This is a genomic window from Gemmobacter fulvus, assembly GCF_018798885.1.
GTDB lineage: Bacteria > Pseudomonadota > Alphaproteobacteria > Rhodobacterales > Rhodobacteraceae > Gemmobacter > Gemmobacter fulvus.
Map to the genome: position 1 here is coordinate 1,012,535 of NZ_CP076361.1, position 22,720 is coordinate 1,035,254.

The 22,720-nt window shown below is 66.0% G+C and carries 20 protein-coding genes and 1 tRNA gene; 12 read left to right on the forward strand and 9 right to left on the reverse strand.

Translation table 11 applies throughout. The features are described 5' to 3' along the window. Positions 1-9: 9 nt before the first annotated feature. Entirely contained in the window at positions 10-735 is a 726-nt protein-coding gene (phnF, locus tag KM031_RS04990) for a phosphonate metabolism transcriptional regulator PhnF (protein WP_215503444.1), read from the forward strand. Positions 736-883: 148 nt separating this feature from the next. Continuing rightward, a complete protein-coding gene (locus KM031_RS04995; protein ID WP_215503942.1) occupies positions 884-2,035 on the forward strand; it encodes an alpha-D-ribose 1-methylphosphonate 5-triphosphate diphosphatase in 1,152 nt (383 codons plus the stop codon). A gap of 60 nt (positions 2,036-2,095) precedes the next feature. Here KM031_RS04995 and KM031_RS05000 read toward each other — a convergent pair. After that, positions 2,096-2,179, reverse strand: a tRNA-Tyr gene (locus KM031_RS05000). A gap of 120 nt (positions 2,180-2,299) precedes the next feature. Between KM031_RS05000 and rlmB the strand changes: the two genes are divergently transcribed. The 3 genes from rlmB (at position 2,300) to KM031_RS05015 (ending at position 4,593) form a co-directional block, all read left to right on the forward strand. Beyond that, positions 2,300-3,088 (forward strand): 23S rRNA (guanosine(2251)-2'-O)-methyltransferase RlmB, encoded by a 789-nt coding sequence (rlmB, locus tag KM031_RS05005; RefSeq protein ID WP_215503445.1) that lies wholly within the window; start codon positions 2,300-2,302, stop codon positions 3,086-3,088. Positions 3,089-3,276: 188 nt separating this feature from the next. Further along, positions 3,277-3,708: a CoA-binding protein gene (locus KM031_RS05010; RefSeq protein WP_215503446.1), complete on the forward strand. Its 432-nt coding sequence runs from the start codon at positions 3,277-3,279 to the stop codon at positions 3,706-3,708. Between the two features lie 90 nt (positions 3,709-3,798). Then, on the forward strand, positions 3,799-4,593 hold the full coding sequence (locus KM031_RS05015) for a dimethylarginine dimethylaminohydrolase (RefSeq protein ID WP_371879011.1): 795 nt from the start codon (positions 3,799-3,801) through the stop codon (positions 4,591-4,593). A gap of 7 nt (positions 4,594-4,600) precedes the next feature. On the opposite strand, the gene KM031_RS05020 is transcribed toward KM031_RS05015, so the two are convergent. After that, a complete protein-coding gene (locus tag KM031_RS05020) occupies positions 4,601-5,008 on the reverse strand; it encodes a hypothetical protein (protein ID WP_246566784.1) in 408 nt (135 codons plus the stop codon). Between the two features lie 87 nt (positions 5,009-5,095). Here KM031_RS05020 and KM031_RS05025 point away from each other — a divergent pair, with 87 nt between their 5' ends. Continuing rightward, positions 5,096-6,097 (forward strand): GT-B fold glycosyltransferase domain-containing protein, encoded by a 1,002-nt coding sequence (locus KM031_RS05025; protein WP_215503448.1) that lies wholly within the window; start codon positions 5,096-5,098, stop codon positions 6,095-6,097. Here the strand turns inward: KM031_RS05025 and KM031_RS05030 are convergent, their stop codons facing one another. Then, complete coding sequence (locus KM031_RS05030) at positions 6,098-6,691, reverse strand: LysE family translocator (RefSeq protein WP_215503944.1); 594 nt, start codon at positions 6,689-6,691, stop codon at positions 6,098-6,100. It lies immediately after the preceding gene. Between the two features lie 76 nt (positions 6,692-6,767). On the opposite strand from KM031_RS05030, the gene KM031_RS05035 reads away from it, so the two are divergent. The 3 genes from KM031_RS05035 to KM031_RS05045 all read left to right on the forward strand — a co-directional run bounded on the left by KM031_RS05035 (position 6,768) and on the right by KM031_RS05045 (position 10,271). Continuing rightward, the gene (locus KM031_RS05035; protein WP_215503449.1) at positions 6,768-7,220 is read left to right on the forward strand and encodes an Lrp/AsnC family transcriptional regulator; all 453 of its coding nucleotides are present in this window, start codon (positions 6,768-6,770) and stop codon (positions 7,218-7,220) included. 7 nt (positions 7,221-7,227) lie between these two features. Continuing rightward, entirely contained in the window at positions 7,228-8,892 is a 1,665-nt protein-coding gene (locus KM031_RS05040) for a prenyltransferase/squalene oxidase repeat-containing protein (RefSeq protein WP_215503450.1), read from the forward strand. A gap of 86 nt (positions 8,893-8,978) precedes the next feature. Continuing rightward, complete coding sequence (locus KM031_RS05045; protein WP_215503451.1) at positions 8,979-10,271, forward strand: O-acetylhomoserine aminocarboxypropyltransferase/cysteine synthase family protein; 1,293 nt, start codon at positions 8,979-8,981, stop codon at positions 10,269-10,271. Between the two features lie 136 nt (positions 10,272-10,407). On the opposite strand, the gene KM031_RS05050 is transcribed toward KM031_RS05045, so the two are convergent. Then, positions 10,408-11,112 carry an SIMPL domain-containing protein gene (locus tag KM031_RS05050; protein WP_215503452.1) on the reverse strand — a complete coding sequence of 235 codons (705 nt, stop codon included), beginning with the start codon at positions 11,110-11,112 and terminating at the stop codon, positions 10,408-10,410. A 176-nt stretch (positions 11,113-11,288) separates the two neighbouring features. Between KM031_RS05050 and KM031_RS05055 the strand changes: the two genes are divergently transcribed. Together KM031_RS05055 and KM031_RS05060 are read left to right on the forward strand one after the other, a co-directional pair. Next, the gene (locus tag KM031_RS05055) at positions 11,289-14,357 is read left to right on the forward strand and encodes a translation initiation factor 2 (protein WP_215503453.1); all 3,069 of its coding nucleotides are present in this window, start codon (positions 11,289-11,291) and stop codon (positions 14,355-14,357) included. Between the two features lie 93 nt (positions 14,358-14,450). Beyond that, a complete protein-coding gene (locus KM031_RS05060; protein ID WP_215503945.1) occupies positions 14,451-16,304 on the forward strand; it encodes a monovalent cation:proton antiporter-2 (CPA2) family protein in 1,854 nt (617 codons plus the stop codon). A 6-nt stretch (positions 16,305-16,310) separates the two neighbouring features. On the opposite strand, the gene cobT is transcribed toward KM031_RS05060, so the two are convergent. Continuing rightward, complete coding sequence (cobT, locus tag KM031_RS05065; protein WP_371879005.1) at positions 16,311-17,321, reverse strand: nicotinate-nucleotide--dimethylbenzimidazole phosphoribosyltransferase; 1,011 nt, start codon at positions 17,319-17,321, stop codon at positions 16,311-16,313. Positions 17,322-17,402: 81 nt separating this feature from the next. On the opposite strand from cobT, the gene KM031_RS05070 reads away from it, so the two are divergent. Then, entirely contained in the window at positions 17,403-18,176 is a 774-nt protein-coding gene (locus KM031_RS05070; RefSeq protein WP_215503455.1) for an adenosylcobinamide-GDP ribazoletransferase, read from the forward strand. 46 nt (positions 18,177-18,222) lie between these two features. Here KM031_RS05070 and KM031_RS05075 read toward each other — a convergent pair whose 3' ends face one another. The 4 genes from KM031_RS05075 to KM031_RS05090 all read right to left on the reverse strand — a co-directional run bounded on the left by KM031_RS05075 (position 18,223) and on the right by KM031_RS05090 (position 22,710). After that, entirely contained in the window at positions 18,223-18,732 is a 510-nt protein-coding gene (locus KM031_RS05075) for a CarD family transcriptional regulator (RefSeq protein WP_215503456.1), read from the reverse strand. Positions 18,733-19,034: 302 nt separating this feature from the next. Then, the gene (gene fdxA / locus KM031_RS05080; RefSeq protein WP_215503457.1) at positions 19,035-19,373 is read right to left on the reverse strand and encodes a ferredoxin FdxA; all 339 of its coding nucleotides are present in this window, start codon (positions 19,371-19,373) and stop codon (positions 19,035-19,037) included. A 52-nt stretch (positions 19,374-19,425) separates the two neighbouring features. Continuing rightward, entirely contained in the window at positions 19,426-19,752 is a 327-nt protein-coding gene (locus tag KM031_RS05085) for an RNA-binding S4 domain-containing protein (RefSeq protein ID WP_246566785.1), read from the reverse strand. 21 nt (positions 19,753-19,773) lie between these two features. Continuing rightward, entirely contained in the window at positions 19,774-22,710 is a 2,937-nt protein-coding gene (locus KM031_RS05090; protein ID WP_215503458.1) for a helicase-related protein, read from the reverse strand. Between the last annotated feature and the right edge of the window lie 10 nt (positions 22,711-22,720).

The window sequence follows — 22,720 nt, forward strand, 5'->3', positions numbered from 1 at the left end:
GACAGCCGCATGACGACCGCGCCAAAACCGGCCCGCAACCCGATCTGGCGGTCCATCGCCGCGACCCTGACCGACGAAATTGCCCGTGCCCATTACGCGCCAGGCGACAAGCTGCCGACCGAGGCAGAGCTGGCGGCGCGCTTTGGCGTGAACCGCCATACCGTGCGGCACGCGCTGGCGGCGCTGGCCGATCAGGGGCTGACGCATGCCCGGCGCGGCGCGGGTGTGTTTGTCGCCTCGCGCCCCGCCGATTATCCGCTAGGGCGGCGTGTGCGCTTTCATCAGACACTGGCGGCGCTGGGGCGCAGCCCGGGCCGCAGCATCACCCGGCGCGAAACGCGGCCCGCCGATGCGACCGAGGCCGATCTGCTGAGCCTGCGCCCCGGTGATCCGGTGCATGTGGTCGAAGGGATCTCCAGCGCGGATGGGCAGCCGATGGCCGCCTTTCGCTCGCTGTTTCCGGCGCAGCGCCTGCCCCGCCTGCTCGACCATCTGGACACAACCGCCTCGATCACCGCCGCACTCGCCGCCGAAGGCATTGCCGATTACACCCGCGCCTCGACGCGGCTGACCGCGAAAAGCGCCTCGGCCACGCTGGCACTCGCCCTGCGTCTGCCCGAAGGTGCGCCGATCCTGCGCAGCCAGGCCGTGAATATCGACGCGCAGGGCGTGCCCATCGAATATGGCACCACCTGGTTTGCCGGGGATCGCGTGACCCTGACCGTGACACCGTAATACCGTCGGAGTTTTACACAGTTGTTGCCTGCACCCGCTAGATCTTGGGCAAATCACCCTGTGTCCGAGGCTGTCTGCCGTGTTTGCCCCCATCCCCTTCCTGCCGCCGTTGCGGTTGACCGGCGCCCAGATCCTGCGCGATGGCGAAATGCAGGCCCGCTCGGTCGCGCTGGCCGAGGGGCGGATCACCCGTGGGCCGCTGCCTGCGGTGGATCTGTCGGGGTATCTGATCCTGCCCGGCATCATAGATCTGCATGGTGACGGGTTTGAGCGGCACATCGCCCCCCGCCCCTCGGCACCGTTCCCGCTGGAAACCGGGTTGGCCTCGGCGGACCGCGAGGCGGCGGCGCATGGCGTGACCACCGCCTATCTGGCGCAGGGCTGGAGCTGGGAGGGCGGTCACCGTGGCCCCGATGCCGCCGAAGCCGTGATGGCGGCACTTGCCGCCTACCGCACCCGCGCCCTGACCGATCTGCGCCTGCAACTGCGCGCCGAAACCCATCTGGTCGAGGCGGAAGAGCGGCTTCTGCGCGCCGTCACCGCGCATCGAATCGGCTATGTCGTGTTCAACGACCATCTGGAGGAAGGCTTTCGCATGAGCCGCGCCGCCCCGGCCGATTTCGGCCTGTGGGCGCGCAAGCTGCGGCTGACCCCGGAAGAACTGCTGTCCCGGATGGAATCGGCGCGCAGCCGGGCGCGTGCCGTGCCCCGCCACCTCTGCCGTCTGGCCGAAGCCTTTGATGCGCTGGGTGTGAATTACGGCAGCCATGATGATCCGAATGGCGAAACGCGCGAGTTCTATACGATGATCGGGGCCCGCATCGCGGAATTCCCGCTGACCCGCGCCGCCGCCGCCGCCGCCCATGCGATGATGAACCCGGTGGTGATGGGCGCGCCCAATGTGGTGCGCGGTGGCAGCCAGTCGGGCAATATTGCCGCCATCGACCTGATCGCGCAGGGGCTTTGTGATGCGCTGGTGTCGGATTACCATATCCCTGCCCTGCCGCTGGCGGCCTTTGCGCTGGTGGATCAGGGGGTGCTGAGCCTGCCCAAGGCCTGGGCAATGATCTCGACCGCGCCCGCCGAAATCCTGCGCCTGCCCGACCGGGGCCGTATCAGCCCCGGCCTGCGTGCCGATCTGGTGGTGATGAACGCGACCAGCCGCGTGATCGAGGCCACGATTTGCGGTGGCCGGCTGACCTATCTTGCGGGTGCAGCGGCGGGGCGGTTTCTGGACCAGACCGATCTGCGCCAGCCCGACATTGCGCCGCTGTCTGCCGCGCGGCTCGCCGCCGAATAATCACATCCTGTTGGCCACAAAGACCAACGGATTGATTCTTCGACATTTCTATCAGGAAGATGGTGGGCGACCCTGGAATCGAACCAGGCACGAGTCGCCTCGGCGGAGTTACAGTCCGCTGCCGCACCTTGCAGCACGTCGCCCACTGGGGGCGGATTTACCCAAGGGGGCGGGGGGCGTCAAGGGAGAAAGTTGCAGGTTTTTCACTTGCACCGCTCTGGCCGCTCGGCGCATTGTCCGCGCCACATCAAAGAGGTGCAGACTATGAGCGGCGGCGCGACAAAACCGACCTGGGTGATCGACAAGGAAAAGGCAAAGCGCGCGGCGGCGAATGAAACCGTCTGGCTGTTCGGGCTGCATGCGGTGCGCGATGCGCTGGTGAACCCCGACCGGGTGAAGCTGCGCCTTGTCGTCACCAAAAATGCCTATGACAAGCTGGCCGATGCCGTTGCGCAGGCCGGGATCACGCCCGAGATCGTTGATCCGCGCAAGTTTGACGTGCCGATTGACGAAGCCTCGGTGCATCAGGGCGCGGCGCTTGAGGTCAAGCCGCTGAACTGGGGCAAACTGGCCGATGTCTGTATCGGCGGCAAGGGCGCGCCGCTTGTGGTGCTGCTGGACCGGGTGACAGATCCGCATAACGTGGGCGCGGTGCTGCGTTCCGCCGAAGTGTTCGGCGCGCGCGCGGTGATCGCGCCGCAGCGCCATTCGGCCCCCGAAACCGGCGCTTTGGCGAAAACCGCCAGCGGCGCGCTGGAACGGCAGCCCTATCTGCGGGTGGTCAATCTGGCCGATGCGATGGAAGAGCTGAAAGCCATGGGCTATGTGCTGCTCGGCCTTGATGGCGAAGCCGAGGTGACGCTGGCACAGGCCGTGGCCGAGGCGGGCACCCGCCCGATCGGTCTGGTCATGGGGGCAGAAGGGCCGGGCCTGCGCGACAAGACGCGCGACACCTGCGACCGTCTGGTCAAGATCCCCTTCACCGGCGAGTTCGGCTCGCTGAACGTGTCGAACGCGGCGGCAGTGGCGCTTTATGCCGTTTCGGCCCGTTGAAGAGTATCCCCTGGCAAAGGCACGGCGTTTTCACAGTTTTGCGACTGTGCCTTTAACCGTTCTTCAACATCCCCATATGACAGTAACGAAGAACGGGTCGGAACCCCCGTCCTTTCTTGTTACTGTCCCTCGTTCCACACCTTGCGCCCGGGCAATGCCACGGGCGCTTTTTTTGGGAAGGCGCCTTGATGAGCCCCGGTAACACCGACCTCCGCGATGACGACATCCGCTCCATTCTGACCACAACCCGGGTGATCGCCCTCGTCGGCTGGTCGCCCAATCCTGACCGGCCCAGCCACCGGGTTGCTGCCTTTCTCGCGGCACGCGGCTATCGGGTGATCCCGGTCAATCCCGGTCAGGCCGGGCAGCAGGCCCTGGGCGAAACCGTGCGCGCCTCGCTGGCCGAAATTCACGACCCCGTGGACATGGTGGATATCTTCCGCCGCTCAGAAGACGTGCCGGGCGTGGTGGATGCGGCGCTTGCCCTGCCGGGAGTTAAGGTGATCTGGATGCAGCTTGGCGTCACCCATGCCGCAGCGGCGGCCAAGGCCGAGGCACAGGGCCTGCGCGTGGTGCAGGATCGCTGCCCGGTGATCGAGATTGGCCGTCTCGGGCTGTAATCCACCGGAACCCGACGGAAAAACGTCGCCTAATGGCACATGGCCTGCGCCTTGCCGCGCTATCACGCGGGAAATGAGGAGTTTTCGATGATGGCGCGTTCCCACAGCTTTACCCATGCAATCACCCGCAAGCCTTCGGTCTCGATCACGGCGGGTCTGCGCGCGGTGGATATCGGCACCCCGGATCTGGCGCTGATGCAGGCGCATCATGCCGATTACATCGCCGCCCTGCGCAGCACCGGAGCCGAGGTGATCGAACTTGCCGCGCTGGAGGCCTATCCCGATTCGGTGTTTGTCGAGGATACCGCGCTCTGCCTGCCCGAAGGTGCGGTGATCATGCGCCCCGGTGCGCCCTCGCGGCTGGGCGAGGCTGCCGAAATGGCCCCGCATCTGCGCGCACTCTATGGCAATGTGGTGCAGATCGTCGGCGCCGACAGCTTTATAGAGGGTGGCGACATCCTGATGACCGAAACCGAAATCCTTGTCGGCCGCTCGGCCCGCACCAATGCGGCAGGCATTGCCGAACTCACCCACCGCGTCGCCCCCTGGGGGGAAACCGTGCGCGAGGTGTTCACCCCGCCCGGAGTGCTGCATTTCAAGACCGACTGTTCGCTGCTGGACGCCGAAACGATCCTGTCGACCACCCGCCTGTCCGCCTCGGGCTGCTTCAAGGCCTACCGCGTGATCAACGTGGCCGAGGGCGAAGAGGCCTGCGCCAATGCCATCCGCTTCAATGACCTTGTGCTGATGCCCGCAGGCTTCCCGCGCACCCGCGACAGCCTGCTGACGGCGGGCTACCACATCCACGAAATCGGCAACAGCGAATGTGCCAAGCTGGACGGCGGCATGTCCTGCCTCAGCCTGCGGTTCACCCCAAAGCCCTGACGCGCCCTTAGGGCATCAGCACCGCCGCCCGCGCATATGTAGCGCTGTCGGCGGTGCCATCATCGAACACCACCATCACATCGACCTGCTGCACCGATCCCAAAGGCAGCGCCGTATAGGGTTTGCGATCCGCACCGATGGCATTGGGCTGCGCCGTGCCTTCGAAACACGGATCCATTGGCCAGGGCTGCACCACCCCGCCATTCACCACATAAACCACACTGGTCAGCCCGCAGCGCCAGCTTTCCAGATGGGTGAAGTAGATCAGATCCTGCCCGTCCCATTCGCGCACCGCGATCCAGTTGGCCTTGGTCGCGGCCAGTATCGGCTTCACCTCTGCCGCCGTGGTGAAAGCCTGTGCATGGGCGGCCGGGGCCGCCGCCAGAAAACCCATCGCAAGAACCGCCCGCAACATGCTGAAATCCTTTTCGCATTGACGCTTTTGCCAGATCACGTTCCCGCCTATAGTCCCGCCTGAAGGCAAGACGCAGGCCAAACCATCATGTCAAATATTCCGGCCTCCGGGCAATCGTTCAATGTTCTGGCCATCCTTCAGGGGGGGCGCCTGCAATATGAGGCCGTCTTGCTGGCCGCCTCGTTGCGCCACAGCAGCCCCGGCTTCACCGGCACGCTCTATCTGGCCGAACCGCAGCCCGGTCCGCGCTGGTCCGGCGATCCGCGCGTGGTGGATCCGGCCACACGCGAGTTGCTGACGCAGTTGGGCGCGCAGATCATTCCGTTTGAAAACAAGGTGTTTGGCGAAAACTACCCCTATGGCAACAAGATCGAGGCGATCACCGCCCTGCCCGAAGCGCCGTTCCTGTTTCTGGATACCGACACCCTGATCACCGGCGAATTGCAGACCATCGCCTTTAATTTCAACCGCCCCTCGGCCTCGATGAAACGCGAGGGCACCTGGCCGCAGATCGAACTTTACGGGCCGGGCTATGCCGCGATCTGGCAATCGCTGTATGACAAGTTCGGGCTGGAGTTCGAAAGCTCGCTCGATCACAGCCAGCCGGATGAATACTGGCAGCGCTATCTTTATTTCAACGCCGGCTGGTTTTTCCATGCCAGCCCGCAGGCCTTTGGCACGCGCTTTCTCGATTACGCCCGCGCGATACGCGACAGCCGCCCCGAGGCGCTGGTCTGTCAGGAGTTGAACCCCTGGCTGGATCAGGTGGCGCTGCCGCTGGTGATCCATTCCTTTGGTGGTGGACGGCCGGGGCCGGAACTGGACGGGCTGGACGGCGATATCACCTGCCACTGGCGCAGCCTGCCGCTGCTCTATGCGCGGGAAAGCGATCTGGCGGTGCAGGTGCTGGAAACCGTCTGCGCGCCCAACCCGATCAAGAAGGTGTTGAAGGAATACGAGCCGTTCAAGCGGCTGGTCTATCAGCCCAAGGGCCAGAAGGCGCGCGCGCTGTTTGACCGCAGCGACCTGCCCAAACGCGAACAGGTGATCCGCAACACGCTCAAGCGCGAAGGGCTGTGGTTCCGCTGATCACATCTGCAACACCGGCCAGAGCGAGGCGATGAGCAGCGCCGCCATGGTCCAGTTGAAGGCGCGCAGCCGCGCCGGATTGGTCAGAAAATGCCGCAGCCCCTGCCCGATCACCGTCCAGACGCTGACCGAAGGCAGGTTCACCGCGCCAAACACCAGCGCCACCAGCGCCAGCGCCCAGAGGCTGCGGTCCGGGGCATAAAGCGCCGTCGCACTCAGCGCCATCGCCCAGGCCTTCGGATTGACCCATTGAAAGGCGGCGGCTTGCAGAAAGCTCATCGGGCGCCCCTTGGCCGCCCCCTCTTGCGGCGCGGCGGAGCCTGCGATTTTCCAAGCCAGCCACAGCATATAGACGACAGATGCGGCTTTCAGCCCCCATTCCGCCACAGGCAGCGCAAACACCACCCCGGCCAGTCCAAGCCCGACCAGAAAACACATCGCCACAAAGCCGATCCCGATGCCCAGCATATGCGGCACCGTGCGGACAAAGCCGAAATTGGCCCCCGAGGCCATCAGCATGAGGTTGTTCGGCCCCGGTGTGATCGAGGTGACGAAGGCAAAACCGAGCAGGGCAATAAAGCTGTCATGGGTCATCATGCCGACCATCCTGCCGCAAAACGCACCGTGACGGATTGCAAAGATTGCAATACTCAATCACAATTCACAACAAATGGCGAAGATTGACCTTACAGACCAGAAAATATTGCAAAATCTGTCCCGCGAGGGTCGGCTGAGCAATCTGGAACTGGCCGAACGCATCGGCCTGTCGCCCTCGGCCTGCCTGCGCCGCGTGCAAGAGCTGGAACGGATGGGCGTGATCAAGGGCTACCGCGCAGTCTTGGATCCGGCCAAGATGGGGCTGGGCTTCATCGCCTATCTGACCGTCGGCCTGAATAGCCATACCAAGGCCAGCCAGGAGGCGTTTGAACGCGCCATTTCCCGCGCGCCCGAGGTGGTGGAGTGCCACAACATCACCGGCACCGTGGAATATCTGCTGCGGGTCGAGGCGGGCGATCTGGCCAGCTACAAACATTTTCACACCGAAGTGCTGGGCGTGCTGCCGCAGGTCCATGCGATTACCAGTTATGTGGTCATGGGCTCGCCCAAAGACCTGCGTGCATGAGGGTGCCATGCCTGAGCTTCCGCTGATCCCGCGCCGTGATGCGCAGTGCCTGCTGCCGCTGGTTCAGGCGGCCCTTGCCGGAACCCCGGCCCCGGCTGTGGCCCTGCCCGCCCGCTGTGCCGGGCTGCGGCTGGTGCATCTGACGCTGCGCCGTCGCGGCAAACGGCTGGACAGCCGCTGGGCGCAAGGCGCCGATCTGGCCGATGCGCTGCGACATGGGCTGACGCAGGCACGCAGCGCGCTGGCGGCGCAGGGCCTGCCCGACCCCGAAACGCTGGAGCTGACCCTGCCGCGCGACTGGCAGGTACTGGACCCGGAGGATCTGCGCCGCAGCCGCTGCAATGCCATCCGCGGGCTTTTCGGGCTGGAGTTGCGCGGCGGCGGGCGGCTGGAACGGATCGGCCCACTGGAGATGATTGCCCGCAACCTCGGCCCCAACCGCGCGCTGGAGCGGCTTTCAGCGCAACTTGATCTGCCGCCGGGCACGCCGGTCGAGGCCTTCCGGTTTGCCGCCGATCAGATCCTGTTCGAACTGCCGCAAGCCCGTGCCCGCCCCCTGCTGCGCGGCCAGCCGGTTGTGCCGCAATCGGCCATCACCCGCGCAAAAGTGGCCGAGATGGCCGCGCTGATGACCGGCTGGATGGTGCGGGCCGTGGGGCCGGACGGGGCGACGGTCTATAAATACTGGCCCTCGTCAGGGCAGTATTCGCAGGCGAACAACATGATCCGGCAATTCATGGGCTCGGCCTGTCTGGCGCAGGCAGCGCAGCGCGCGCCACAGGATCTGGCGCTGCAAAACGCCTGCACCCGCAATTTCGCTTATAATTTCCGGGCGTTCTATCAGGATGAGGGCGATGTCGGCATCATCGACGAATTCGGCAAGGTGAAACTGGGGGCCGCCGCCGTTGCGGTGATGGCGATCCTCAACCGGGCTGACCCTGCCCCCTTTGCCCGCGAAGCGAGTCGGCTCCAGAAATTCCTGCTGCAGATGCAGCGCCCCGATGGCAGCTTTCGCACCTTTCTGCGCCCCGCCGTCCGCGACGATTGCCAGAACTTCTATCCGGGCGAGGCCCTGCTTGCGCTGATGCGCTGCCATGATCACAGCGGCGATGCCACGCTCCTGCCCCAAGTGACGGCGGGCTTTCATCACTACCGCGACTGGCACCGGCAACAGCGCAACCCCGCCTTTGTGCCCTGGCACGCCATGGCGCTGTGCCGCTATCACGCGGCAACCGGCGACAGTGCCGCCGCCGATTTCGTGTTCGAGATCTGCGACTGGCTGCTCGGGATGCAGCAGGGCAGCACCGCCCCCGCCGATGTGCAGGGCGAGTTTTTCGACCCCGCCCGCCCAGGCTTCGGCCCGCCCCATGCCTCGGCCACCGGCGTCTATCTGGAAGGGCTGATCGAGGCCTTTGCGCTGGCGGAGCGTCTGGGCGATGTGCCGCGCCGCACCGCCTATCGCCGCGCCATTCTGGCGGGGCTGCGCGCGTTGCGGCAGATGCAATTCCGCCATGCCAGCGACATGTGGTATATCGCCCGCCGCCCCGCCGTGCTGGGTGGCCTGCGCAGTTCTGGCTTCGACAACACGCTGCGGATCGACAATGTGCAACACGGGCTGATGGCAATTCATCGCATTCTCGACCTGTTTCACGACGATGATTTTCTGTTCTGACCCTGCGCGCCTGCGCCGCGCCGCTGGCCTGTTGTGCCCCGGCCCCGGCTCGCCTAACGTCGGCGCATCTTTTCGGGAGGACGACCATGACTGATGCACGCCCGCAGGGCTTTGATACGCTGGCCATTCATGCCGGGGCCAAGCCCGATCCGGCAACCGGCGCGCGCAATGTGCCGATTTACCAGACCACGGCCTATGTGTTCCGCGATGCCGATCACGCCGCGCGGCTCTTCAACCTGCAAGAGGTGGGGTATATCTATTCTCGCCTGACCAACCCGACCGTGATGGCGCTGGCCGAACGCGTCGCCGCCCTTGAAGGCGGGGCCGGGGCGATCTGCTGTTCGTCGGGCCATGCGGCGCAGATCATGGCACTGTTCCCGCTGATGGCCCCGGGGCGCAATGTGGTCGCCTCCACCCGGCTCTATGGCGGCACCATCCAGCAGTTTTCCAACACGATCCGCAAATTCGGCTGGTCGGCCAAATTCGTCGACTTCGATGATCTGGAGGCGCTGAAGGCCGCAATCGACGGCGATACCCGCGCGGTATTCTGTGAAACCATCGCCAATCCCGGCGGATATATCACCGATCTGGATGCCGTCTCGGCGGTCTGTGACGCGGCGGGGCTGCCCCTGATCGTCGACAATACCACCGCAACGCCCTGGCTCTGCAAGCCGATCGAACATGGCGCGACGCTGGTGGTGCATTCGGCCACCAAATACCTGACCGGCAATGGCACGGTCACTGGCGGCGTGGTGGTTGATTCGGGCAAGTTCGACTGGTCCGCCTCGGACAAGTTCCCCTCGCTCAGCCAGCCCGAACCCGCCTATCACGGCCTGAATTTCCATGCCGCCCTCGGGGCGATGGCCTTCACCTTCCACTCCATCGCAGTGGGCCTGCGCGATCTGGGCATGACGATGAACCCGCAGGGCGCGCATTACACCCTGATGGGGATCGAGACGCTGGGCCTGCGCATGGCGCGGCATGTGGAAAACGCCAAAAAGGTCGCCGAATGGCTGGAGGCCGATCCGCGCGTCGATTACGTCACTTGGCCGGGGCTTAAATCTTCGCCCTATCATGACCGCGTGGCGCGGATCGTGCCCAAAGGCGCCGGGGCGCTGTTCACCTTTGCGGTGAAGGGCGGCTACGAGGCCTGCGTGCGTCTGGTCGACAGCCTGGCGCTGTTCAGCCATGTGGCCAATCTGGGGGATACCCGCTCGCTGATCATCCACCCGGCCTCGACCACGCACCGACAACTGGACGAAGCGGCGCAGATCCGCGCCGGGGCGGCACCGAATGTGGTGCGCCTGTCCATCGGGATCGAGGATGCCGCCGACATCATCGCCGATCTGGATCAGGCGCTGGCCAAAGCCACGGCCTGACCGGCAAAAACACAGCGAGGTGCAAAGGCCACAGATGGTCTTTGCACCTTGCAAAAATACTCATCTGCCCGTAGTGCCGCGCGCCCCGCGTGGGGATCACGCGGGGGCGCTGCAATCGCGCCCCCGCGCAGGGTTCTTATTCGCCCAAGGCCCAGACGATGGTGACATTGGCCGAGACTGACACTTCGCCCGCCGCGACCGGCACCGCACCGCCCGCCGCATCCGCAGCCATGCGCATCATCGGCATCGGCGGCTGATACCCGCCGCTTTCGCTGATCGACACGATCTTGCCCAGCGTCACACCTGCCGCCTCGGCCAGCAGCGTTGCCCGGCCGCGCGCATCGGCCACGGCGCGTTTGCGCGCCTCGTCCATCGCCGGGGCCGGATCGGCCAGACCGAATTCCACGCCGTTCAGCGTATTCGCCCCGTCCTTCACCGCCGCATCCAGCACCGAGCCCAGCCCTTCCAGCGCCCGCACCCGCACCGTCAGCATGTTCGACGCGATATAGCCCGCAATGCGCGGTGCCGTGGCGCCAGAGCTGTCATTCTGCCAGTTGGGATTGATCGACAGGCCAGTGGTCTGCACGTCTTTGGCCGCGATGCCCGCCATGGTCAGATTGCCCATCACGCGGGCAAGCTCGGCACTGTTGGCCGCCATGGCCTCTGCCGCCGTCGCCCCTTCGGTCGTGACACCAAGCGAGATGGTGGCCAGATCCGGCGCGCCGTTCACCTGGCCTTCTCCGGTTACGGTGATCTGCGGCGCGGGATCTGCCGCCACCGCCATTCCCGCCCCGGCCAAACCCAGAGCCGTCGTCATCACCAGCACGTTCCACAGACGCATTATAAAAGTCCTCCTTGACCAAACGCGACATTTCTCTTCTCTGACGCAGATCGCAAGTCCGTCCTTGGGGCCCTCACGGGTGTTTTTCTTTCATTCGGCGGAAAGCTGCTATAGTGCATGGGTCGCGCCGCGCGAGCGACTCCCCGCGCCTCCCCAAGCTGTGCTAGACCTGTGCAATGAAACCCAATTTCGCCCTGAACATCACCTCCGACAGCATCGGCCTGTTGCACCGCACGGCGCGGGGCTGGCTGGAAATCGGGGCCACCGGCCTTGATGCGCCCGATCTGCCCGATGCGCTGAGTTATCTGCGCCGCTCGGCCCTTGGCCTTGCGCCGCATGGCATGACCGCGAAGGTGATCATTCCCAATGATCAGATCCTTTACCTGACGCTCGAGGCCCCGGGGCCGGATGATCAGCGCCGCGACGAACAGATCCGCCGCGCGCTGGAAGGGCGCACGCCCTATGCGGTCGACGATCTGGTGTTCGACTGGTCTGGCGACGGACCGGATGTGCAGGTGGCGGTGGTCGCGCGTGAAACGCTGGCCGAGGCCGAGGGTTTTGCCACCGAATACCGGCTGAACCCGGTGTCCTTTGTGGCGCAGCCTGATCCGGCGCAGTTTGCGGGTGAACCCTGGTTCGGCCCCTCTGCCCTGGCCGCAACCCTGCTGCCGCCCGGTGACATCGTGGAACGCGACCACGAACCGGTGCAGGTCATCAGCCGCGACGCCCCCCATCGCACCGACCGGCCCGCGCCGGACATGAGTGTGCCGGAAATGGTTGCGCCAGATCCTGTGATGCCGGATCCTGTGGCCGCCGCAATCGCCGCGCCGGAACTGCCCGAGGCCGTGCTGCCCGAGATTGCCCCCGTTGTGGAGCCTGAGCCTGCCCCCCCGGTCGCAGACCACGCCGCGCCATATGACACCGCGATTGCCGCCCCCGAAGCGGAGCCGATGCCCGAGGCGACGGCGGCGCGCGCCGATGATACGCAAGCGGCTTTGGCCTTCGACACGCCCCCTGAAGGCATCCTGCCCGATCCCGCCTTTGCGCCTGCTGTGGCCCCGGAACCTCCAGCGCCTGTGCTGCCGCCGCCAGTCCTGCAAGCGCCGGTGGTCATTCCGCCGGTGCCGCCCGCCCCTGCCGTGGCAGAGCCGCCCGTTGAAGCCGCCCCGCCCGCCTTCAACTCGCGCCGCCGGTCCGAGCCGGAGGCTCCGCCGCCGCTGACACCGCCGCCCGCGCCACCGCGCCGCAGCCGGGTGCAGCCGCCGATGGAAGCAGCGCCCGAAATGCCGCCCGTGGCCCCGCCTGCGCCGCCACCGTCACAAGCCGAATTGCCCTTGGCCGAATTGCCGCCAGAGCCTCCGGCAGCGCCGGTCGCGCCGAAAGTCGCCATGACCTCGGTGACGGCGCATCGCAAGGCCCCGCCTGCGCCGCTGTCGCCGCCGCCGCTGGCCAGTGCCGCCGCCGCGCCGCAGACCTATGACCCGATTCTGGCCGACGATCCGGCGCTGGATAGCGAATTACCGCCGCCGATCGCGCCTGCGTTTCAGGCCGCCCGCGCTGCTGCCCGCAACGGGGCTGCCACTCTGGGTGCCGCCCCGGCAAGCCGGGCCAGCAAACCCGCTTCGGCGGCCAAACCGGCCAAACCGATGGTCACCGCGCCGACGATCCCCGGATTGGGCGGCAAACGCGCCAAATCGGTGCCCACGCCCACCAAAGCTGCGCAGACTCTGGTGGCCCCCCCGCCGCCGGGCGCGGAAACCTCGGTGCCGTTCCGGGCTAAAACCCTGTCGCAGCGCGGCAAGCCCCGTTACCTTGGGCTAATCCTGACCATTGGACTACTGCTGTTGTTGGCGGCGCTTGCCGCCTGGTCCTCGTTCTACATCGCGCGCGGCAATGCCCCCGAGGCCGCTGAGGTGGCGGGCGTTGCGGCCACGCCCGAAACCAGCGCCGAGCCGACCCCCGATGTCATCGACGAGGCGGCGGCCGATGGCGTGACGCTGCCCGAGGATGAGGCGCTGGCCGATGGTCAGATGCCCGCCCCCGTCGAAGATACCGCGATGGCGCTGCCTACACCCGAAGCGGGCAGCGCAACCGGGGCCGCCCCTGTGCTGCTGCCCGGTGCGCAGGATGAAATCATCCTCTCCACCATGGACACGCCGCCGCCTGCGGTGGATGCGCTGGCGCTGACCGCGCCGCAGACCACGGCGGATGCGCTGCCGCAGCCACCCGCGCCGCCACCGCCCTTTGGCACCCAGTATGAATTCGATGCACAGGGGCTGATCAAACCCACCGCCGAAGGCATCGTGACGCCCGATGGCGTGCGCCTTGTGGCCGGGCCGCCGCCCGTGGTGCCGCCGCAGCGCCCGGCCAGCATCGCGGCGCTTGCCGCCGCCCCGGCGGCCACGCCGACGACCGATGCTGCAGCCAGTGCCCCCGCCGAGGGTGCGGCCCCCGCCCCCTATGCCGATCCGGCACTGGCCGGGTTCCGCCCGCGCGCGCGCCCGGAGGGGCTTGCCCCCGCCGCCCCCGATGCCGCTACGGCACCGGCGGATGATGCGGCGCTGGCCATCCCCGAAGCCAGCCGCATGGTCAGCCTGAAACCCCGCGCCCGCCCCGCCGCCATCACGGCACAAGCCGAACAACGCCGCCTTGATGAAGAAGCCCGGCTTGTGGCCGAAGCCGCCTCCCTTTCCGCCGCCGCCGCCGCCGAAGCGCTGGCCGCCGCGCCGCAAGGGGAGGCCAGCGTGCAAAATGCCGTGCAGGCCGGGCCGATCAGCCCGCTGGCCATTGCCGTATCGCGCCGCCCGCCGCAACGGCCCAAGGATTTCTCGCGCGCGGTCGAAGCCGCCGTGGCCGCCGCCGTGCGCCCGCCCAAGGCCGAACCGGCCCCGGAACCCGAACCGGAGCCGGAACCCGCCGCCCGCCCGACCAAACGCAGCGCCCCCGAAGCGGATGACGAACCCGAGGTTGCCGCCGCCGCCAAGGCGCCCAAGATCCCCACCAAAGCCTCGGTCGCCAAGAACGCGACCTTCGTGAATGCCATCGACCTTGGCAAAACCAACCTGATCGGCGTCTATGGCACGGCGTCGAAGCGTTATGCGCTGATCCGCACCTCCTCGGGCCAATACAAGAAGGTGCGCGTGGGCGACCGCGTGGATGGTGGCACGGTTGCCGCAATCACCGACAGCGAGTTGCGCTACAAGAAGGGCAACCGCATGGTCGCCCTGCAAATGCCCAAGGGCTGATCCCCCACACGCTTTGTTTCAAAGCCGCTGCGGATGTTCACGACCGCAGCTTCCCCGATTGCCATGCGGCCCGCAGTTCCCAATAGTGCCGCGATGGAAAGCTTTCTGCTGCAAGCCTCGCTTTATCTTGGCGCTGCGGTCCTGATCGTGCCGTTGACGGTGCGCGCAGGGCTGGGTTCGGTGCTGGGCTATCTGGCGGCGGGGCTGGTGCTTGGCCCGGCGCTGGGGCTGGCCGGATCCGAAACCCATGATCTTCAGCATTTTGCCGAATTCGGCGTGGTGATGATGCTGTTCCTGATCGGGCTGGAGCTGGAGCCACGCACCCTGTGGGACATGCGGCACCGGCTGCTGGGGCTTGGGGGCTTGCAGGTGGTGCTGACTGCGCTGCTGATCGCCGGCTTGCTGATGGCGATGCGGGAAAGCTGGCAGGTGGCGCTGACACTGGGCCTGCTGCTGTCGCTCTCCTCCACTGCCATTGTGGTGCAAACGCTGTCTGAAAAGAACCTGTTGCGCAGTGGCGGGGGCCGCTCTGCCTTTGCGGTGCTGCTGTCGCAGGACATGGCCGTGGTGCCCATGCTGGCGCTGATACCTCTGATGGCGGCGCGGGCCACGCCACAGCCCGCTGCCGAAGGCGCGGCAGAGCCGCTGCTGTCGCTGGTGCAATCGCAGCCCGGCTGGGTGGTCACCGGCCTCACGCTGGGCAGCGTGCTGGCAATTGTGCTGGCCGGGCATTTCCTGTCGCGCCCGGTGTTCCGCTTTGTCCATGCTTCGCGCCTGCCGGAAATGAGCACGTTCATTTCGTTGCTGATGGTGCTGGGCATTGCCTTTCTGATGATCCTCGTTGGCCTTTCGCCTGCGCTTGGCACCTTCATTGCCGGGGTCGTGCTGGCCAATTCGGAGTTTCGCCACCAGATCGAGGCGGATATCAAACCGTTCAAGGGCATCCTGCTCGGCGTGTTTTTCATGACCGTTGGGGTCAGCATGGATGTCTCGCTGCTGCTGGCGCAGCCGCTGCGCATTGTCGCGCTGACCCTCGCGCTGATCGCCGCCAAGGCGCTGGTGCTGTATGCGCTGGCGCTGGCGTTCCGGTTGAAAGGCCGCGACCGCATGCTGTTCACCCTGTCACTGGCACAGGCGGGCGAGTTCGGCTTTCTGATTGTCAGCTTTGCCGTGACACAAGGCATCCTGCCAGACGCGCAGGCGCAGCGGGCTTTGCTGGTCATCAGCCTGTCCATGCTGCTGACGCCGCTGCTGTTCATCCTTTATGGCAGGCTTGCCCATCACCATGCCAGCCGCATCAGCGATGCCCCGCCGGACGAGATCGACGAGACCGGCCCGGTGATCATTGCCGGGATCGGGCGCTTTGGTCAGGTGGTGAACCGGCTGGCACGCTCTGCCGGGCTGACGACGGTGGTGCTGGATGCCGATGCCGCCGCAATCGACCGGATGCGCCGCTTTGGCGTGAAGGGCTATTTCGGCGATCCCTCGCGCCCCGAGCTGTTGCAGGCCGCCGGGCTGGCCGAGGCGCAGGTGCTGGTGGTGGCGGTGGACGATCCGGCCAATGCCATCCGCATCATCCAGTTTGCCCGCAAGTCCCGGCCCGATCTGCATATTGTCGCCCGCGCCCGCGACCGGGTTCACACCTATGAGCTGTATCAGGCGGGCGCGAATGACATCGTGCGCGAAACTTTTGACAGTTCGGTGCGCGCCGGGCGTTATGTGCTGGAAAACATGGGCTTCACCGAATACGAGGCCGCCAAGCTCAGCCAGATCTATTACAAGATGGACCGCGCGGCGATGCGGGATCTGGCGGCGCTCTGGGTGCCGGGCCAGCCCACGCATCTGAACGCGGCCTATATTGCCCGCGCCCGGCAGCTTGACGCCGATCTGCAAACCGCGCTGCTGGACGATCAGGATGAATTGCGCGCGCCAAAGGCTGCCGAATAGGCCGCCTCAGCCGTCAGACACCCCGGCCTCGGCAAAGGTGGCCATGCCGGAATGGCAGGCAATCGCCCCTTTCAGCACACCGATGGCCAGCGCAGCACCAGAGCCTTCGCCCAGCCGCAGCCCCAGATCCAGCAGCGGCGCCTTGCCAAGCTTGGACAGCAGCGCCCGATGCGCGCCTTCGGCACTGGCATGGCCCGCCACGCAATGATCCAGCGCCCCCGAGGCCGACAGCGCCAGAACCGCTGCCGCCGCCGTGCAGATAAACCCATCCAGAATCACCGGAATCCGCTCGGCATGGGCGCGGGCAATGGCCCCCGCCATCGCGGCAATCTCGCGCCCGCCAAGGCAGCGCAGCACTTCCAGTGGGTCGCGCGAGGGGTGGCGGGCCAGCCCTTCGGCCACAACCTGGGTCTTGAGCGCCAGCCCCGCGTCATCGACCCCGGTGCCCCGCCCCGTCCATTCACCCGCCGTGCCGCCGAACAGCGCACAGGCCATGGCGGCTGCGGGCGTGGTGTTGCCAATGCCCATTTCACCCACCACCAGCAGATCGGCCTCAACATCCACCGCCTGCCAGCCCACGGCCAGCGCCGCCAGCAGCTCTGCCTCGCTCATCGCCGGGGCGGTGGTGAAATCTGCGGTCGGGCGCTCCAGCTCCAGCTCATGCACCGACATGCTGGCCCCAAAGGCCTTGGCCAGTTGATTGACCGCCGCCCCGCCTGCGCGGAAATTGGCAACCATCTGCACCGTGACCTCGGCCGGAAAGGCCGACACGCCGCGCGCCGTCACCCCATGATTGCCCGCAAACACGATGACCTGAGGCCGCAGGAGGCTCGGCCGCGCCACGCCCCGCCAGCCCGCATACCAGATCGCCAGATCCTCCAGCCGTCCCAGGGCACCGGGCGGTTTGGTCAATTGCCCATTGCGCGCGCGGGCCGCGGCCTCGGCTTCGGCATCGGGTCGCGGCAGCGCCTGCAACAGCGCGCGAAAGTCGGACAACGTAGAGAAAGGCGCAGGCATCATCATATCCTCGATTGAACCCCGGTTGCGCCTTGGCTACCGATTGTTCTGGCTGAAAACCATCCCGGAAAGGGCATCCCGATGCGCAACACCGACTCCGGCGACAGGCTGTCGCAGTTGCTGGACGATCTGCGCGCGGCCTTTGCCCTGCTCAGCCGCCTGCCACTGCCGCCGCCCCGCCATTTTGCCACCCCGCCTGCGGTCTGGGCCTGGCCGCTGGCCGGGCTTGGTATGGGCGCCCTGTCGACCGCCGCTGCCCTGCTAGCGCTGGTCGTCGGCCTTGGCCCCGGCCTTGCCGCAGCGCTTGCGCTGGCCTGTGCGGCGTTGACCACCGGGGCGATGCACGAAGACGGGCTGGCCGATACGGCGGATGGCCTCTGGGGCGGCTGGGAGAAGGCGCGGCGGCTGGAGATCATGAAGGACAGCCATATCGGCACCTATGGCGTCATGGCGCTGCTGCTGACCACGCTGGCGCGCTGGTCTGCCGTGGCGGCCCTTCTGGCGGCGGGGCATTGGCCAGTGCTGCTGGCGATCGCCGCCCTCAGCCGTGCGCCGATGGCGGTGCTGCTGGCGTTGCTGCCCAATGCGCGCGGCCAAGGCCTGTCGCACAGCGTGGGCCGCCCGACGGCGCGCGCCGCTGCGCTGAGCTGCGCTGTGGCCCTGATTGGTGCCGGGCTTTGCACCGGCACGGTGGCCCTGCCGATGGCGCTGGCGGTGGCGGGCAGCAGCCTGATCCTGGCGCGGGTGGCGGTGGCCAAGATCGGCGGGCAGACCGGCGATATTCTGGGCGCGTCACAACAGCTTGCAGAGCTGGCGGCGCTGGCAACCGCCACGGCCCTGCTCATCCCGGCATGAAAAAGCCGCCCCGAAGGGCGGCTTGTCTCTGGTCAGATCGCGGTGATCAGGCGGCGCGCGAAGTCAGCACCGAATCAACGGTTTTCTGCGCCTGCGCTTCATCCGCGCCCGAAACCGCCGCGACTTCGCGGGTCAGGCGTTCCAGCGCCGCTTCATACAGCTGACGCTCGGAATAGCTTTGTTCGCGCTGATCGTCGGTGCGGTGCAGGTCGCGCACCACTTCGGCAATCGACAGAAGATCGCCCGAGTTGATCTTCTGTTCATATTCCTGCGCGCGGCGCGACCACATCGCCCGTTTGACGCGGGCCTTGCCCTTCAGGGTATCCAGCGCCTTGTTCACGACATCCGGGGTGGACAACTGACGCATCCCGATTTCCGTCGCCTTGTGCGTCGGCACCCGCAGGGTCATCTTGTCCTTCTCGAACGAGATGACAAAGAGTTCGAGATGCAGCCCGGCAATCTCCTGCTCTTCGATCGAGATGATCTTGCCCACGCCATGGGCCGGATAGACAACGAACTCGTTCGGGCGAAAGTCAGGCTTTTTGGTCTTGGTCATTCCAGCGGCTTCCTCATGCGCAGGGACCCCGATTCCGACAACAAATCCCCCGACCGGAAGCTTTCGCTCCGGCGCCGAGGGCGTTTTGTCACAAGAAATCACGTCTCAGGCGAGCAGTCCTGAGGCGTTGGTCAGGCATCCATGCTTGGTTTTATGACTATTGCATAACACAAAATTGGCCTGATTCCAACTGCGGCAAACTCTACCGCCGCAGTCCTGCCATGCAAAAAATGCAAGTTTCTTACGCAACTGCCGCTGCGTCACCCAAAAACCGCTCGAATCAGGCCATGATCCGGCGCAGATCAGCTGCCTTCACCGGGATTTTCGGAAAAGTATTTCGTCAGCTTGTCTTTTTCGCCATCGCGCTCGGTCGCCTCGGGCAGCGGATCGCGCTTTTGGGTGATCACCGGCCAGAGTTCGGCATATTTGCGATTGAACTCCACCCATTTGTCCATATCCGGCTCGGTGTCCGGGCGGATGGCATCGGCGGGGCATTCCGGTTCGCACACGCCGCAGTCGATACATTCATCAGGATGAATGACCAGCGTGTTTTCGCCCTCGTAGAAGCAGTCCACCGGGCATACTTCGACGCAATCGGTATATTTGCAGGCGATGCAGTTGTCGGTCACGACATAGGTCATGGGCAAGCCCCGGAATTGAGTGTTCGGGGTCTAGCTAGAGCAAGCCGCCCGATCATTCAAGCGGCGAAGCGTTGCCTTCTGGCGCATCCAGATCACGATAGAGCCGCAGGGCCTCGGCCGAGGGGCCGCGCCGCGTGCCGACATCCAGCACCCGGATCACCCGGATCCGGCCATCCAGCGGAAAGGTAAGTGTATCCCCTGCCCCGACCGAATGGCCCGGCTTCATCATGCGATTGCCGTTCAGCCGCACATGGCCTTCGGCAATCTCTTCAATCGCCATGCGGCGCGATTTGAAAAACCGCGCCTGCCACAGCCATTTGTCCAGTCGGATGGTGGCGCGGGCAGGGGCGGCCTGCCCGGCCATCTGACGATCCAGCATATCAGGCCGATACTTCGCCAATCAGACTTTGCCCTTCAGCGCCAGCAATGCGGCAAAGGGGTTGTCGGGGTCGATGGGTTTTTCGCTGCGCGGGGGCCGGGCCTCATAGGTCTTGCCGCCCTTGCCGTGATCCTTGCCACCGCGATCCGGTTTGCCGCCTTTCGGGCCGCGATGATCCGGCTTGCCGCCGTCGTGGCGCGGCTTGCCCTCATGGCGCGGCTTGCCGCCTTCGGGACGCGGGCCACGGTCGCCCTGCGGACGCTCGCCACCCTCGGCCGGTTTGGCATCGCGCGGGCTGCGATTCGGACGCTCGCCCCGGTTTTCGTTGCGCGGAGCACCTTCGGGGCGCGGGCCACGATTGCCCTGCCCGTCACGCGGCGCACCCTCGCGGCGCGGACCACGGCCTTCGCCGCCCCGCGGGCGCGGGGCCCAAGTGAAGGTGTAGAAGCTTTCCATCTCGGGCGCCGGGGCAGTTTCATCCGCTACGGCGGCCTCGTCGACCGGCGGCGGCGCCAGAACCGAAACCTCTTCGGGAATCGGGGCCGGAACCTCGCCTTCGGCCAGCTTCGGCGGCTCGACCAGACGCTGTTTCACGCGCTCGGCCTTGTCGCCCTTGTAGCCCAGCCCGGCCATAAGATCGGCAAACTGTTCCAGCGTCATGCCGGTGATCGACAGCATGTCGGGCGTCGCCTCGAACCCGGCGCGGCTGTCCTTGGCGCGCAGCAGATCGGCCAGACGTTCCAGCATGTCGATGCGGATCGCCCGCGCCCCTGCCGGACGATAGCCCGCCAGTGTGTAATGATCCTTCGGCACATCCGGGATGTTCGGAATGGTCACGAGGCCCGGAGGCGGGCTTTCGGGGAATTCCTGCAACCCATGCGCCAGCGACCACAGCACCAGCCGCAGCCGGGTCGGCGCGGGTTTCAACAGCAGCGGCATGAAGATCGTATACTGGCCGAAGCGCACCCCATGCTTGCGCAGGGCCGAGCGCGCATCCTGATCCAGCGCTTTCACATCATCGGCCACGCTTTCGCGCGTCACGATGCCCAGACCTTCGGCCAGACGGAACGCGAAACCGCGCGCCAGACCTTGCAACGTCTCGTCGCGGCCCAGGGCCAGCAGCGGCTCGAAATGCGCAGCAATCTTACGGTCGATGAAGTGTTGCAGGCGGCGGCGCACCTTTTCGAACACCTCCGGCCCGGCGTCTTCATCGACGAAAGGTTCGACCGCCGGTTTCAGCGCCTCGGATCCGGCAATCAGCTTGCCCACCGCCGTGCCGCCCCACATCAGGCCGCCCTGTTCGGTAAAATCCATTTCCGTATCGGGGGCATTGTAGAACTTGTCTGCCCGCAGATGGAATTCGGGACGCAGCGCCTGAACGGCAGCCTGCCGCATCACCCGCGCCTCTTCGCCCGAGGCCGAAGCATCCTGACGGAAGCGGAATCCCTCCAGACGGCCGACGAATTCGCCCTCGACCATCACGTCACCCTTGTCATTCACCTCAGCCACAAGGCTCTCCTTCTGTTTCAACCGGCGCATCAGCACAGACGTGCGCCGGTCGACAAATCGTTGCGTCAGACGTGCGTGCAGCGCATCCGACAGTCGGTCTTCTACAGCGCGCGTTTCGTCGCGCCAATGGCTTTCGTCGTCAACCCAGCCTTTGCGCTGCGCAACGTAGGTCCATGTGCGGATATAGGCCAGACGTTTCGAGATGGCGTCAATATCCCCATCGCTGCGATCAATGCGCGCGATCGCCCGCGCCAGCCAGTCGGCGGGCACCCGCCCATCCTGCAAGAAGCCGAAGATCCGCTGCAACAGCTGCACATGGTCGCCGCCGCCGGTGTTGCGAAAATCCGGAATGCGGCACACATCCCACAGCAACCGCACCGCCTGCGGGCTGCCTAGACGGCCCCGCAGTTCCGGCAGATCGGACAGCGCCTTGAGCGCCTCCAGATCATCCGACTCGCGGGTGCGGGTCAGCCATTCGTTTTCGGTCGATGCCTCCAGCGAGGCAATCAGCCGCGGCACCGAGCCGAACTCCAGCTGTTCGTTGCGCCACATCAGCTTGCGCACCGGGGCAAAGCGATGTTCCTCGATCGCAGAGACCAGATCCTCGTCCAGCGGCGCGGTATCGCCGGTCACACCAAAGGTGCCCGGTTCCAGATGCCGCCCCGCCCGGCCCGCGATCTGGCCCAGCTCATGCGGGAACAGCGGGCGCATCCGCCGCCCGTCAAATTTGTGAGTCGCCGAAAAGGCCACATGTTTGATGTCAAGGTTCAGGCCCATGCCGATGGCATCGGTCGCCACCAGATAATCCACATCGCCATTCTGATAGAGTGCCACCTGCGCATTGCGGGTGCGCGGCGACAGCGCGCCCATCACCACGGCGCAGCCGCCCTTCTGACGGCGGATCAGCTCGGCAATCGCGTAAACCTCATCCACCGAAAACCCGACGATGGCCGAGCGCGCAGGCATCCGGCTGATCTTCTTCGATCCCGAATAGGTCAGCGTCGAAAACCGCTCGCGCCGCACGAATTGCGTGCCGGGCACCAGCGCGGCTATGGCCGGACGCATGGAATCGGAGCCGAGAAACATGGTTTCCAGCAGGCCCCGCGCCCGCAACAGCCGGTCGGTGAAGACATGGCCGCGATCCGGGTCGCCACAGAGCTGGATTTCGTCAATCGCCACAAAATCCGCGCCGATTTCCTGCGGCATCGCCTCGACGGTGCAGACCCAGTATTGCGTACGCTCCGGCACGATGCGCTCTTCGCCGGTGACCAGCGCCACCACCGAGGGGCCGCGCGCCTTCACGATGCGGTCATAGACCTCGCGCGCCAGCAGACGCAGCGGAAAGCCGATGACCCCGGTGCGGTGCCCCAGCATCCTGTCGATGGCGTAATGAGTTTTGCCGGTGTTCGTCGGCCCGAGAACCGCCGTCACCCGTCCTTGCGCTGCCATGTCTGCCGCC

What these genes read in the sequence shown, in the direction of transcription:
- phnF (WP_215503444.1), top strand. Translation starts at nt 10, where the DNA reads ATGACGACCGCGCCAAAACCGGCCCGCAACCCGATCTGGCGGTCCATC.
- KM031_RS04995 (WP_215503942.1), top strand. Translation starts at nt 884, where the DNA reads ATGCAGGCCCGCTCGGTCGCGCTGGCCGAGGGGCGGATCACCCGTGGG.
- rlmB (WP_215503445.1), top strand. Translation starts at nt 2,300, where the DNA reads ATGAGCGGCGGCGCGACAAAACCGACCTGGGTGATCGACAAGGAAAAG.
- KM031_RS05010 (WP_215503446.1), top strand. Translation starts at nt 3,277, where the DNA reads ATGAGCCCCGGTAACACCGACCTCCGCGATGACGACATCCGCTCCATT.
- KM031_RS05015 (WP_371879011.1), top strand. Translation starts at nt 3,799, where the DNA reads ATGGCGCGTTCCCACAGCTTTACCCATGCAATCACCCGCAAGCCTTCG.
- KM031_RS05020 (WP_246566784.1), bottom strand. Translation starts at nt 5,008, where the DNA reads ATGTTGCGGGCGGTTCTTGCGATGGGTTTTCTGGCGGCGGCCCCGGCC.
- KM031_RS05025 (WP_215503448.1), top strand. Translation starts at nt 5,096, where the DNA reads ATGTCAAATATTCCGGCCTCCGGGCAATCGTTCAATGTTCTGGCCATC.
- KM031_RS05030 (WP_215503944.1), bottom strand. Translation starts at nt 6,691, where the DNA reads ATGACCCATGACAGCTTTATTGCCCTGCTCGGTTTTGCCTTCGTCACC.
- KM031_RS05035 (WP_215503449.1), top strand. Translation starts at nt 6,768, where the DNA reads ATGGCGAAGATTGACCTTACAGACCAGAAAATATTGCAAAATCTGTCC.
- KM031_RS05040 (WP_215503450.1), top strand. Translation starts at nt 7,228, where the DNA reads ATGCCTGAGCTTCCGCTGATCCCGCGCCGTGATGCGCAGTGCCTGCTG.
- KM031_RS05045 (WP_215503451.1), top strand. Translation starts at nt 8,979, where the DNA reads ATGACTGATGCACGCCCGCAGGGCTTTGATACGCTGGCCATTCATGCC.
- KM031_RS05050 (WP_215503452.1), bottom strand. Translation starts at nt 11,112, where the DNA reads ATGCGTCTGTGGAACGTGCTGGTGATGACGACGGCTCTGGGTTTGGCC.
- KM031_RS05055 (WP_215503453.1), top strand. Translation starts at nt 11,289, where the DNA reads ATGAAACCCAATTTCGCCCTGAACATCACCTCCGACAGCATCGGCCTG.
- KM031_RS05060 (WP_215503945.1), top strand. Translation starts at nt 14,451, where the DNA reads ATGGAAAGCTTTCTGCTGCAAGCCTCGCTTTATCTTGGCGCTGCGGTC.
- cobT (WP_371879005.1), bottom strand. Translation starts at nt 17,321, where the DNA reads ATGCCTGCGCCTTTCTCTACGTTGTCCGACTTTCGCGCGCTGTTGCAG.
- KM031_RS05070 (WP_215503455.1), top strand. Translation starts at nt 17,403, where the DNA reads ATGCGCAACACCGACTCCGGCGACAGGCTGTCGCAGTTGCTGGACGAT.
- KM031_RS05075 (WP_215503456.1), bottom strand. Translation starts at nt 18,732, where the DNA reads ATGACCAAGACCAAAAAGCCTGACTTTCGCCCGAACGAGTTCGTTGTC.
- fdxA (WP_215503457.1), bottom strand. Translation starts at nt 19,373, where the DNA reads ATGACCTATGTCGTGACCGACAACTGCATCGCCTGCAAATATACCGAT.
- KM031_RS05085 (WP_246566785.1), bottom strand. Translation starts at nt 19,752, where the DNA reads ATGCTGGATCGTCAGATGGCCGGGCAGGCCGCCCCTGCCCGCGCCACC.
- KM031_RS05090 (WP_215503458.1), bottom strand. Translation starts at nt 22,710, where the DNA reads ATGGCAGCGCAAGGACGGGTGACGGCGGTTCTCGGGCCGACGAACACC.